10 protein-coding genes are annotated in these 12,510 nt (G+C 41.0%); 6 read left to right on the top strand and 4 right to left on the bottom strand.

Annotated elements, in window-relative coordinates; all coding sequences use genetic code 11:
* Positions 1–11 precede the first annotated feature (11 nt).
* The 3 genes from ED557_05855 (at position 12) to ED557_05845 (ending at position 3,844) form a co-directional block, all read left to right on the top strand.
* A complete protein-coding gene (locus ED557_05855) occupies positions 12–548 on the top strand; it encodes a hypothetical protein (GenBank protein ID RNC84503.1) in 537 nt (178 codons plus the stop codon).
* 9 nt (positions 549–557) lie between these two features.
* Positions 558–1,367, top strand: a complete 810-nt coding sequence (locus ED557_05850) for a T9SS C-terminal target domain-containing protein (protein RNC84502.1) — start codon at positions 558–560, stop codon at positions 1,365–1,367.
* A 281-nt stretch (positions 1,368–1,648) separates the two neighbouring features.
* Entirely contained in the window at positions 1,649–3,844 is a 2,196-nt protein-coding gene (locus ED557_05845) for a TonB-dependent receptor (GenBank protein ID RNC84501.1), read from the top strand.
* 115 nt (positions 3,845–3,959) lie between these two features.
* On the opposite strand, the gene ED557_05840 is transcribed toward ED557_05845, so the two are convergent.
* Genes ED557_05840 through ED557_05830 form a run of 3 tightly spaced genes read right to left on the bottom strand, consistent with a single transcriptional unit; the run spans position 3,960 to position 7,719 of the window.
* Positions 3,960–4,613 carry a metal-dependent transcriptional regulator gene (locus ED557_05840; GenBank protein RNC84500.1) on the bottom strand — a complete coding sequence of 218 codons (654 nt, stop codon included), beginning with the start codon at positions 4,611–4,613 and terminating at the stop codon, positions 3,960–3,962.
* A 4-nt stretch (positions 4,614–4,617) separates the two neighbouring features.
* A complete protein-coding gene (locus ED557_05835) occupies positions 4,618–5,142 on the bottom strand; it encodes a DUF255 domain-containing protein (protein RNC84499.1) in 525 nt (174 codons plus the stop codon).
* A gap of 15 nt (positions 5,143–5,157) precedes the next feature.
* Complete coding sequence (locus tag ED557_05830) at positions 5,158–7,719, bottom strand: hypothetical protein (GenBank protein RNC84498.1); 2,562 nt, start codon at positions 7,717–7,719, stop codon at positions 5,158–5,160.
* Positions 7,720–7,804: 85 nt separating this feature from the next.
* Between ED557_05830 and ED557_05825 the strand changes: the two genes are divergently transcribed.
* Both ED557_05825 and nhaC read left to right on the top strand, forming a co-directional pair.
* Positions 7,805–8,578 carry an NRDE family protein gene (locus ED557_05825; GenBank protein ID RNC84497.1) on the top strand — a complete coding sequence of 258 codons (774 nt, stop codon included), beginning with the start codon at positions 7,805–7,807 and terminating at the stop codon, positions 8,576–8,578.
* A 48-nt stretch (positions 8,579–8,626) separates the two neighbouring features.
* Positions 8,627–10,108 (top strand): Na+/H+ antiporter NhaC, encoded by a 1,482-nt coding sequence (gene nhaC, locus ED557_05820; GenBank protein ID RNC84496.1) that lies wholly within the window; start codon positions 8,627–8,629, stop codon positions 10,106–10,108.
* A gap of 53 nt (positions 10,109–10,161) precedes the next feature.
* On the opposite strand, the gene ED557_05815 is transcribed toward nhaC, so the two are convergent.
* Positions 10,162–11,643 carry a glutamate--tRNA ligase gene (locus ED557_05815; GenBank protein ID RNC84495.1) on the bottom strand — a complete coding sequence of 494 codons (1,482 nt, stop codon included), beginning with the start codon at positions 11,641–11,643 and terminating at the stop codon, positions 10,162–10,164.
* A 134-nt stretch (positions 11,644–11,777) separates the two neighbouring features.
* Between ED557_05815 and ED557_05810 the strand changes: the two genes are divergently transcribed.
* Positions 11,778–12,443 (top strand): hypothetical protein, encoded by a 666-nt coding sequence (locus ED557_05810; protein ID RNC84494.1) that lies wholly within the window; start codon positions 11,778–11,780, stop codon positions 12,441–12,443.
* Positions 12,444–12,510 lie beyond the last annotated feature (67 nt).

Genomic DNA, 12,510 nt, shown 5'->3' with positions numbered 1-12,510 from the left:
ATACTTAGATAATGAGACGTACTACATTATTCATTTTACTTACATCCATTTCACTCTTCACGGGATGCTTATCTTCCTCTACCGATAGTGGCGGGATAGACGAAGCCGTAGGAAGGATTGCTCCTAACTTTTCATACACTAGCTTAAACGGTCAGGAAATTAGTCTATCTGAATTCAGAGGAAAAGTAGTATATCTCTTTTTCTATGGCGCAGGATGTCCTCATTGCCGATCCAATGGACCAGTTACAGAAACGATTAATCAACAATTTTTATCCAATCCTGATTTTGTAGCTCTTGGGCTTGATACTTGGAACCTCTCTGCATCTCAGAATATCTCTTTTCGCAGTGCTACCGGGATCTCCTACCCATTACTACTTAATGCAAGACAAAGCCTGGTAGATTACTATGGCAATGCAGGAGCTTATGACCGCTCTGTCGTAATCGACTCAGAGGGCAGAATAGCCTATCAGGGATCAGGTTTTGTGAATACCGATTCTGATCGGGTTATATCAGTAATTCAGGAAGAACTTAATACTCTTAGTCAATAAGAAACCGCTATGAAAAAACTTGCTATCATACTATTCACCGTTTTTATTTTTTCATCTTTTGCTTGGGCTCAGGTTTCAGTGGGGCAGGACGCTCCTGATTTTTCACTTCTATATTTAGGGGGAGGTCAGAATGATCGTATTTCCCTGGAAGATCAGGAAGGCAAAGTAGTGTATATCTTCTTTTATGGAGCGAACTGCCCCCACTGTAGATCCAATGGCCCGGTTACCCAAACTGAAATCTTTGAAGTATTTGAAGATGATACCAATTTTGTTGCATTGGGTATCGATACCTGGAATGCAAATACCAGTTCTAATAATAGCTTTCGAAACGTAACAGGAATTACTTATCCCCTTTTGCTTAACGGAAGAGACGTCTTGGTTGATTACTATGGGAATTCGGGAGCTTATGATCGCTCAGTGGTAGTTGGTGCAGATGGGGTGCTGCGTTACAGAGGAACCGTATTTGTGAATAATGACTTTGAGGCTGTACAGGATGTACTTGAAGCTGAACTCGAAAAAGTAGCCACCAACTCAGAAGAAGAAGGATTTACTCCAAGTACTATTCAGTTAAATCAGAACTACCCTAATCCTTTTAATCCCAGTACCACAATCTCATATAGTATCGATAGTCCGGGAGAAGTTTCTTTGAAAGTGTATAACCTTCTTGGTAGAGAAGTAGCTACACTGGTAAACGGCACCCAGGCTTCTGGAAATCATTCTATTGTATGGAATGCTTCAAATGTTCCTTCAGGAGTGTATGTATATCGACTCAGTTCAGGAGAAACCCAGATTTCGAGAAGAATGATGCTCATCAAATGACCAATCTCATACAATAGGGCACAAAAAACTAAAAGAACGGTCATTGCGAGGAGTAAAAGAGACTGAAAAAAGCTTGGCTCATTACGACGAAGCAATCTCAATGTAGAAGTTTATTCAAGGAGATTGCTTCGTCGAGGCTAAACGGATCATTTCTTTTTTCTATATGCTCCTCGCAATGGCGAGGATTTTTTGATTTAAATTTATCTAGACAAATTTAAAATTTAGCCTTGACTAAATTTTAAATTAACCTGATTTTTAAGCTGATTACTAAATCAGGTTCCATGAAGAGAGTTCTCCTATTATTTATTTTTGCTTTATCAGCATATTTAATCCAGGCGCAAGACACTGGTGTGCTTAAAGGATTTGTTTATTCCGACTCAAACCCTGTAACTGATGCTACTATTGGCATTAAAGCACTTGGGATTGGTAGTTTTACTCAAACGGATGGAAGCTTCATTCTCAAAAGAATTCCTTTGGGAGAAGAGCACATACTTACCATTAGGGCTATTGGCTATCTTGAAAAACAACTCCCTGTTACGCTCTCAACTTCTGATACACTTTTCTTAACCATTGACCTGGAAGCTTCTATGCTTCAATTGGATGAGATGGTGGTTACTGGAACTATGAAAGAGATGTCTATCAAGGATTCTCCTGTAAAAGTGAACCTGATTTCGCAAAGCTTCCTCAGCAAATCCGGCACTAGTAATATTATGGATGCCATCCAATATGTAAACGGCCTTTATACTCAGGTTGATTGCGCGGTTTGTGGTACTAATAACATCCGAATTAATGGGATGGAAGGCCCTTATACTTCCGTTCTGATTGATGGAATGCCAGTAATGGGTGCGCTTGCTTCTGTGTATGGATTAAATGGGATTAACCCAGCAATTATCCGAAATCTTGAAGTGATTAAAGGCCCAAATTCTACACTTTATGGTAGCCAGGCAATGGGAGGAGTGATCAATATTATCACAGAAAACCCTGCCTCCTCTCCTCTTTTAGATTTCTCTACAACCACTTCAACCCATAGCGAACATAATTTTGACTTTTCCTTTGTCCCTGAAATTGGAAAAACTCCAACTATGTTTAGTGGAAGCGTTTATGTACAAGATCGCTTTATCGATGAAAATAGTGACGGTTTTGCTGATATAACTCAAAACGTGCGAGTGTCTTTGTTTAATAAGTGGGATATCTATCGCCCCGGAGGCAAAAAATTCTCGCTTGCCGGTAAATACTATTTCGAAGACAGAATGGGTGGGACTCAGGATTTCAGCCGTGATCTGAGAGGTAGCTCATTAGTGTATGGCGAATCTATTTATACTAATAGGCTAGAATTATTCGGCAGTTATGAATTTCCTTTTGCAAAAGAGGTATTCCGGCTAGATGCTTCATACAGCTACCATGATCAGGACAGTTACTATGGGGAATATCATTATATAGCTGACCAGCAAACTGCTTTTGCTAACCTTATTTGGGACAAACCACTGTCAACCGACCGCGGATTTGTTAGCGGATTAACTGCTCGATATGATCTTTTAAACCAGCAATTCAATGGAGTTCGGCTGGATGGAGGCTCTGAAGATGAACGTTTTGTTCCGGGAGTATTCACTCAATATGATCATCGTTTTAATGATAAAATACGTGGTCTTGTGGGAATGAGAGCTGATCATCACAAAGATCACGGACTGATTTTTTCTCCACGGTTTAATATTAAGGCTGATCCTTTTTCCCACTCGACAGTAAGATTAAATGTGGGCACTGGTTTCCGAATCGTGAACTTATTTACAGAAGAACATGAATCATTAACAGGTTCAAGGCAAGTTGAAGTAGCTGAGGCACTGGAACCAGAACGCTCTATAAATGTAGCGTTGAACTGGAACCAGATTATTGATATTGGCCCTTCCGTATTAAATGTTGATTTTGATGTGTACCATACTCGGTTCTCAAATCAGATTATTCCCGATTATGATACCCCTGGCAGAATTATCTATGCTAACCTCGATGGTCATGCAGTCTCTCAGGGAATATCTATAAGTATGGCGCATAATTTTATAGCCCCACTTACTTACACCATTGGAGTAACATTCCAGGATGTGTTTTCTGTTGAAGATGGTGTTAAAGAAGATCTCCCTTTTTCTCCGGATTTTAACTCTACATTTAGCCTTACTTATCGCTTGCCAAATCAAGGTATTAATTTTGATTATACAAGCCGGGTTGTCGGGAAAATGAGATTGCCCGAATATCCTGGCAGAGATTTAGATTCAAGGCTTTTTAGTGAACACAATCTTAAAGTCACCAAAATCTTCTCTGATCGGTTTGAAGGGTTTTTTAATGCCAAGAATATTTTCAACTATATCCAGGCAGAACCTATAATTGCTGCCGACCGACCTTTTAGTGATGATTTTGCCACCGATTATGTATATGGGCCATTACAAGGACGGCGTTTTATGATGGGTGTAAAGTTCTCATTGAATTGACACCCGAGTTTTGGATGACGACATTCTCTAAATTCTAAAAGTCATTCCCGCGAAGGCGGGAATCTAGATTCGGCTTTCGCTATTCCAGTATGTCGAAATCAAGTTGAACTGAGCCTTACTCAACGAGATAAACTTGCCTTGCTACAGCAAAACCGAGGGTTTTCTCTTCCTCCTCTAGTAAAACGCGAATAGGACCTTCAAATGGAGCTTTATCTAATACCGTTAGTTTTACACCAGGAATAACCCCTGTTTGTTCTAAATAGCGTAGTAATTCTGGGTCTTGATCTTTTACCCTCCCAATAATGTATGGGGTCTCTAATTCGGCATCACATACCGACAGCGAAGCCATCTCCGGGACCACCCCATCTTTAGATGGAATGGGATCTCCATGAGGGTCATGAGTAGGATGATCTAATAACTCCGCGATTTTATCTTCAAATTGTTCTGAAATATGATGTTCCAGCTTTTCGGCTTCTTCATGAACCTCATCCCAGGAATAACCCATGATTTCTTTCAGGTACAATTCAAGTAACCGATGATGGCGTAAGATCTCAAGAGCAATCTTTCTGCCAGCTTCGGTAAGTGTGGCACCTTTATATGATTTGTGCTCTATGAAATTCATGCCAGCCAGCCTCTTCAGCATATTTGTTACTGAGGCTGATGAAACATTGAGTGTTTCAGCAATATTCGTGGTAGTGGCTCCATCCCCTTCGGTTTCGAGCACATATATTGCTTTTAAATAATCTTCAACTGACTGGCTGAGGCTCATGGTTTTATTCTTTACCAGAATCTTCTTCCTGCTCCAAAAACTCTTCAAATTTCATTTGACCATATGCCCCTGAACCAACGTATTTAAGAAGCGGAGCATAAATAAATGGTTCAATATATCCGGGTTGAGCTCCTAAAATTTCTCCTTCGGAATTGATGAAGTAATGGGTTGGAAAGGAAGATAATCTAAGGTAACGTGCTAATTCCCTAGCAGGCATGGTTTCTCCATTATATACTACACGTTCTTCCGATTCTCCATCCAACTGAACCGGGTAATAATACTCCGATATTGATTCAAGCACGGTTGAATCAGGAAAAGATTCTCTTCTCATCTTTAAACAATAGGTACACCATTCAGCGTAACCAAATAGAAGAATACTCTTCCCGGTTTCCTTTGCCTTCTTTTGAGCCTCATCCAATGTGTACCATTCAAAACCTGAGTTAAAATCAGATTGGTCTTGCGCCGATGCCTGTTGAACAGCAAAAACTCCAAGCACAAAGCCTAGTAAATAAATTCGGGTTCGTTTCATAAAAAGTGCCCTTTTTTAAGCTCTTAATACAACGAGCGTCATGTCGTCATATTGGCGAGCATTGCCTATAAAGGTACGAACATCTTCAATAATTAATTTACGAAGTTCGGCTGCAGAGCCCGCATTCTCTCTTTTCAAAAGATTTAACAAACGGTCTTCCCCATAAAACTGCTCGCTTTCATTTTGAGCCTCGGTAATCCCGTCAGTATAAAGGATAAGTGTATCACCTTTTGCCAACTCAATAGTCTCTTCATCCATCACTTTGTTAAAAACTTCATCCTTTACCATCCCGATGGCCACCCCTTTTGGCTGCAACCATGAAACTTCTCCATTTGCCTTTTTATAAAGAAGAGGATTATGCCCAGCTCTTATATAGGTAAAGGTTCGTTTGTTAAAATCCAGCACTCCATAAATCATCGAAATGAATGTTCCTCTGGTGGCGTGCTGATTAAATAGCTTGTTTACCCGGAAAAGCATCGATTTAGGTGAGGGGAAAATGCTACATAAACTATGAATAACCCCTTTTGCAAAAGTCATATAAAAAGCCGCCTTTATTCCCTTACCACTTACATCGCCTATGGCTATGGCTGCATGGTTATCATCAATACAAATAATATCGTAATAATCACCGCCTGTTTCTTGGGCAGGGTAACAAACTGCAGCAGAGTCAAAATCAGATAAATCAGGAGTTGTATTAGGTAGAAAAGTGCGTTGTACTACTCTTGCAATGTCTAACTCTTGCTTTACTCTTTGCTCCTTTGCTAAATCCTCAATGTATTCTGGCACATACTCGGGCAGTTGATCTTGTTCATCACCTACCAATAAGAAGTATAATGCAACTACCGAAAGTACCCCAAGAGTAATAATGAAACCGTAGAAAATACCCGCATCCGGAGAACCAGAAACCAGCCAGCCGTTAGAGGTACTAAGGAAATTCAGAAAAATAAAGAAGCCAAGTGCCGTAGTCAGGAAATCAAAATTGATATAAAAGACCCCTACTAAAAAGCCGAGCGTGAAATTCAGAAAAAACTCAACCTGGTAAGGGTCCATACTTACAGGAATAGGATCTATAAATCCCAGGAGGAACCCACTTAAAAGAGGGATCGCCCATTTTTTTGAAGTCATGGCGTATACTTGATTCCCTAATATCATAAAGAATATCAGCACAACCGCTAATCCGAGTAACAGGGTTACAATAATATTAGCCATTGTAGGTAACGCATAATTACCCTCCTGAAAACCTACATTACCTCGTATATATAGCTCAGGGAAAAAGTTTAAAAAGAAGACAAAACTTCCCGCCAATACTGCTCCAATGGAAATAGACCGGGCTATTGCCCAACCAATGGGTTTATTTTTGAACATCCCTCTTCGAACCAGGTCCCAGGTGCTCAGCTTTTCCGGCCAATATTGCCTAGTAACGGAGTCACTTACGGCTGTTATCACAAAGAAACAGGTTGCTGTTAACGCTCCACCAACCCCAAAAACAAACATTTGATTTATCAATTGAGAAATCTGTTCCGTCTCAAAACCTATAGCAAACTCTTTGATATAGGCCAGAAGCATAAAAAGCGGGATAAGAAAACCAGTAATTATAGCTACAACCAAAGCAGGTCGTGTATCAACAGCTCTCGCTTTTATTCTTAGATAAAAAGACACCAAGAGCCATACTGTGAAAAATAAAGCCAGACCAAAATGTATATTCGATTTGGTACTGGAAAAGGTATTAGGCCTTTTTACCCCTTCCTCCATATCCACAGAAAAACTTTTCAGAACCCCGGCTGGAAGTATTTGAACCTCAATTTTTGGAACTACACCCATCAGCGTATCTCTGGATGTCATAAAGGCTGTTGCGTATCTGTAACTCCCATTATCATTATATAAAACAGAGTCTCTTGAAAAAGAGAACCTTCCCCAGTAAGTATTGCTTACATACTGCTCCAATGCTCTCCAAAGGAAATCATTCATAGTTTCTCCTTCATTGGCAAGACGTTTCAAAAGCCCCTCGAATGCACTTGCTTCATCTGTCCTAAAATGCTGGAAGTTCACCAACTCCGTTATAATAGAATCTTCCATTGCCTTCGTAAGCTCTCTTCCTTTGAAAAACCCAAACCGAACCATCCCCCTGTTAAACGGAGTTTGGTTTTCTATAAGCTCATCAGAAACTGTGAAACTGATAAGTTCTCCTTTTTTCGAGAGCGACATTGTAAATGCGTTCTCAATTTCTCCCTCTGTTACGGAAAACTCATCTATGGCCCAATGAAATAAAGGTAAGCGTTGTTCTTCGCTTGATTTATGAGAAGTCAGAAACTCACTACGTCCATAGGTATGTTGCAAGTGATCAATAAGATCAGATTTAGAACTTACCCTGGCTCTTTTTTTAAGGTTTACCGGTTGGTATTGAAGACTTAAAAAAATAGAATCCGCCTTTTCTATCACTTCATCGCTGGAATGGTATAATTCCAGAGTATCAAGTGGATGATGGTTCTTTAAATCATAAAAAAACCATATTGCTCCAAAGAACCCCAACATAAGAAGCAAAATGTCCCTAAAGCGCTGGTCGTAGATAGAAAACATAAAACGGATATACGGAAAACTTGTAAATGGTTTCGGGAATATGCTTAGATTCCGCCGTTTTTAAAACCACTGTTTATCCTGTTTTATGTGCCTCATAACCTTCGCTTATAAAGTACACTCAGAGTATGATTTAGTGCTTGCTGCAAATCGCGATGAATTCTATGGTAGACCTACCCGAAGAGCCCAGTTTTGGCAGGAAGAGAACCAGGAAAATATATTGGCAGGAAAGGATTTGGAAGCCGGAGGAACCTGGATGGGTGTAGAACAAACCGGTAAATGGGCTGCCCTTACAAATTACAGAGATCCATCCATAGAACGAGAAAATCCTCCAAGCCGTGGAGAACTGGTTTTAAATTATCTTGCTGAGCATCGTCTTCCGGAAAACTATCTCCGGCATATCTCACCAGGGTCATCACGATATCAAGGATTTAATCTTCTTGTAGGTGATGCAGAAGGTATTTTTCATTTTTCGAACATAAATCAAGAGAGTACGCGCATTAAACCGGGATTTCATGGTTTAAGTAATGCCCTTATGGATACTCCCTGGCCAAAATTAGAACAGGCCAAAAACGATCTTGCAAAAGCTGTTTCTCATGATGACATCGATTATGAGCAATTATTCTCACTATTAAAGAATGATCATAGAGCGCCTGATGAAGAGCTCCCGGATACAGGCATTCCTAAAGAATGGGAACGAGCTGTCTCTTCTGTATTCATCAAAACCGAACAATATGGCACCCGCTCTTCCACTCTGCTCTTAATTGATAAGAAAGGCCAGGCCGAGTTCATAGAACGCAGATACGATTTCACTACTTCTGAAGTTATTGAAGAGAACACTTTTAAACTGGTTTTTGGTTAGAAAACGGCGTTTATTCAATCCGCTTTACTATTAATATGATCCTATTTCATGACGTACAAATACGCTAGACCAACTCTTCTACAGGCATTTATCCCTATTATCTTTCTTATTATTGCTCTTTTTGTGAATGTTCGCATTTATGGGGATGCCTCCCTGGATGGATCAAACCAAATAATCCTTATGCTGGCTGCAGCTGTAGCCAGTTTAGTAGCATTGAGACTTGGCTTCGATTGGACTGAAATTCGTACCGGGATTGTAAAGAGTATTAGCTCTGCCATGGCATCCATCATTATCCTATTGCTTATTGGATCATTAGCAGGTACCTGGTTATTGAGTGGAATTGTGCCAGCCATGATATATTACGGCCTTGAAATTCTGAATCCTACCATTTTCCTTTTTGCAGCCTGCGTGGTGTGTGCGGTTGTTTCAGTAGCAACTGGTTCCTCCTGGACCACCTCAGCTACCGTTGGTATAGCCCTAATAGGAATTGGCACAGCATTGGGATTGAATCCGGGGATGGTAGCCGGAGCTATTATTTCAGGAGCATATTTTGGAGATAAAATGTCTCCCCTCTCCGATACTACTAACCTTGCGCCAGCCATGGCAGGAACGGATTTATTTACACATATCCGCTACATGGCTTATACCACAGTGCCATCAATAAGTATCGCACTAGTCCTGTTTATCATTTTAGGCTTTACGCAAACTGGAGGAACGGGAGGAGTTGATGTTCAGGAAATTCAGGATGCTATTGCCAGCCAGTTTAACATCAATGGATGGTTGTTCCTGGTCCCCATTGCTGTAATAGCCTTGATCGTCAAAAGAGTACCTGCAATACCAGCTATTTTAGCCGGAGCTCTTTTAGGGGCTATCTTCGCATTAATCTTCCAACCAGATGTGGTTCATTCGGTTTCAGGATATGAAGCCAGAGGTTTTGAGTCGATGTATGTGGGCGTGTTGCTTTCTCTATATGGAGATATCGCCATTGTTACTGGAAATGCCATTGTTGATGATCTGTTGAGCTCAGGAGGAATGTATGGAATGCTTGGAACCGTCTGGCTGATCTTATCTGCTATGATTTTTGGCGGTGTTATGGAGAAGAGCGGAATGCTAAAGCGTATAGCCGAAGCCGTTATTTCTGCCGTTAATTCTACAGGCTCTCTCATTGCCTCTACAGTTGGAACATGTGTGTTCTTCAATATCACGGCATCTGATCAATATCTTGCAATCGTAGTTCCGGGAAGAATGTACACTGACACTTACAAGGAAAAAGGCCTTGCCCCTGAAAACCTAAGCCGTACCCTGGAAGATTCAGGTACTGTGACTTCTGTACTTATCCCCTGGAATACCTGTGGAGCTTATCATGCAGGAGTGCTTGGCGTTGGAACACTTGCATATCTTCCTTTTGCCTTCTTCAACATCATCAGTCCATTTATGACAATGTTCTATGCCTATGCAGGGCTTAAGATCCGCAAACTTGCAGACGCTAAAGGTGAAGAAGTAGTATTAGACGATCAGAAAAACCCTTGATAATTGATTTGAACAGAATTCATTGAGTTCAATGTTCAATGTTCAATGTTCAACTAAGCTAATTTAAGCAAAGCAGTTTCAATCCTTGATAACACTTCTTCTTTTGTAAGAAGTTCAAAAGACTCAAATAAATCCGGGCCAAAGCCTTGTCCGGTTACAGCAATTCGAAGTGGCATCATCAATTTTCCGAAACCGACTTCATGTTCTGCAATTACTTCTTCAAGTAAGGATTTTATTTTGGCCGCTTTGAACTCGTCACCCGATAAAGCTTCTACCTTTGACTGGTAGGTTTTAACCAGACCTGCACTGTCGTCTTTCCATTTCTTGAGGGCATTCTCATCATATTCGGCAGGAGCTTCAAAGAAAAATGAACCCATGGCTACAAATTCATCTACTTTAGAAACACGTTCGTGCAGCAACCCAACTACTTTGGAAAGATATCCTTCGTCTTTGGTATCAAAACCTTGTTCCTCAGCCAAAGCTTTTACTCTTGGAAGTAATGCCTCAATCGACGTTTCTCTGATGTAGTGCTCATTATACCACATCAGTTTTTTGTGATTGAATACAGCCCCACTTTTACTCACACGGTCGAGGGTAAACAGTTCACATAATTCAGTAAGTGAGTGTACTTCTGAATCATCTCCCGGACTCCAACCCAAATAGGCTAGGAAGTTCACCAGTGCTTCTGGCTCATAATTCCCGGAAATGTAATCTTTAGTATTAATCGGAATTCCTTCGCTTTCCGCTTTTCTTTTTGAAAGCTTTCCTCCACTGGGACTCATAATCAGCGGGAGATGTGCCATAGTTGGAGGCTCCCAGCCAAAAGCCTGGTATAAAAGCATATGCTTGGGCGCCGAGCTCAGCCACTCTTCTCCGCGAATTACATGGGTAATCCCCATAGTATGATCATCTACAACATTGGCAATGTGATAGGTAGGCATCCCATCTGATTTCATCAATACCTGGTCATCTAGCCCAGCTGTTTCAAAGGAAACTATACCTCGAATCAAATCTTCGAATTTAACCGTTTCTCTTCGAGGTACCTTCAAACGAATTACATGCTCATCCCCATTTGCCAGCCTCTTTTCCACTTCATCCTGAGGAAGTGTTAAACTGTTTTTCATGGACTGACGAGTAATAGAATCATAGCTTGGAGAAGGATTCCCTGATTTCTTCAAGCGCTCCCGCATTTCTTCGATTTCTGCCTGGGTATCAAAGGCGTAATAAGCGTGTCCGTTTTCTACTAATTCTTTAGCGTACGTATGGTACAATTCCTTTCGCTCACTCTGACGATATGGACCAAATCCTCCTGGTTTGTGCGGGCCTTCATCAATGGTCATTCCCGCCCATTCCAATGATTGAATGATGTCTTCTTCTGCCCCTTCTACAAATCTTGCCTGATCGGTATCCTCTATTCTTAATACAAAAGTTCCTGCATGATGCCGGGCAAACAGGTAATTATATAATGCGGTTCTCAATCCACCGATATGTAAAAATCCGGTTGGTGATGGTGCGAAACGTACTCTAACGCTCATTTAAAAATCTACTTCTTGGTTAATTCTAAAAGGCTTCAAAGGTACGAAAAACCCACCCCTAAATCCCCTCCCAAGAGGGGACTTTTTTCTTACCTTCTCGCAGATTCAGAATTCTTAATTGAATAATTGACCAATTGAAACTCGCTTTAATAACTCCTCAATTCGCACCGAACCTGTATGATCTGGCTTCTATGCTTAAATCTGAGCAGGTAATTTGGCTGGATATCGAGCCCTGGTCAAGAAAAGGCAGAACTCATCGTGCGGAACTTAGGAATGCCGATGGAACTCAATGGATTAACATCCCCATTCTTAGCGAGGACAAGAAAAAGCCCATTCGGGAAGTTCGTATTGATCATTCGGAGCCCTGGCTGGAAGCCTTCTGGAATGGAATCCTTCACAATTACCAGCATGCCACCTGGTTTGATTTCTTTGAAGACGAACTCTTTTCAGATATTCAATACGCTAGGGAGTGCCAATTCCTTTTTGAATTCAACGCTTACTTCTTTCAGCGGTTATGCGCTTACCTGGAATTAGATATCAATATCTCCCACGCCAGTGAGCTATCTAAGTATGATTCTAACCCCGAGCAAGCTGCAGCAAATCTTGGAGCTAATGAATTCTATATCGAGCACCAATCCAAAAACTATCTGTGGCAGAGCGACAAAGCTCTTGTTGCTTTGCAAAGACATCCCAATTACCGTCAGGCTCATCCCGGTTTTATTGAAGGTTGCTCTATCCTCGATTTGCTATTAAATGAGGGAAAAGAGAGCTATAAGGTGCTCTCAGCCCTTTTTTCCTAAGGCATCATTTCCTATCATCAGTGATGGAAGAAAACACGGACAACACCAACTGGAACCGGACTTACTG

This window comes from Balneola sp. (genome assembly GCA_003712055.1).
Lineage (GTDB): Bacteria > Bacteroidota > Rhodothermia > Balneolales > Balneolaceae > RHLJ01.
Note: the sequence above shows the minus strand (reverse complement) of the source record. Positions and strands in the feature narration are given on the sequence as shown.

Bases quoted from the DNA above. Each gene is read 5' to 3' on its own strand.
- ED557_05855 (RNC84503.1), top strand. From the start codon at position 12: ATGAGACGTACTACATTATTCATTTTACTTACATCCATTTCACTCTTC.
- ED557_05850 (RNC84502.1), top strand. From the start codon at position 558: ATGAAAAAACTTGCTATCATACTATTCACCGTTTTTATTTTTTCATCT.
- ED557_05845 (RNC84501.1), top strand. From the start codon at position 1,649: ATGAAGAGAGTTCTCCTATTATTTATTTTTGCTTTATCAGCATATTTA.
- ED557_05840 (RNC84500.1), bottom strand. From the start codon at position 4,613: ATGAGCCTCAGCCAGTCAGTTGAAGATTATTTAAAAGCAATATATGTG.
- ED557_05835 (RNC84499.1), bottom strand. From the start codon at position 5,142: ATGAAACGAACCCGAATTTATTTACTAGGCTTTGTGCTTGGAGTTTTT.
- ED557_05830 (RNC84498.1), bottom strand. From the start codon at position 7,719: ATGTTTTCTATCTACGACCAGCGCTTTAGGGACATTTTGCTTCTTATG.
- ED557_05825 (RNC84497.1), top strand. From the start codon at position 7,805: ATGTGCCTCATAACCTTCGCTTATAAAGTACACTCAGAGTATGATTTA.
- nhaC (RNC84496.1), top strand. From the start codon at position 8,627: ATGACGTACAAATACGCTAGACCAACTCTTCTACAGGCATTTATCCCT.
- ED557_05815 (RNC84495.1), bottom strand. From the start codon at position 11,643: ATGAGCGTTAGAGTACGTTTCGCACCATCACCAACCGGATTTTTACAT.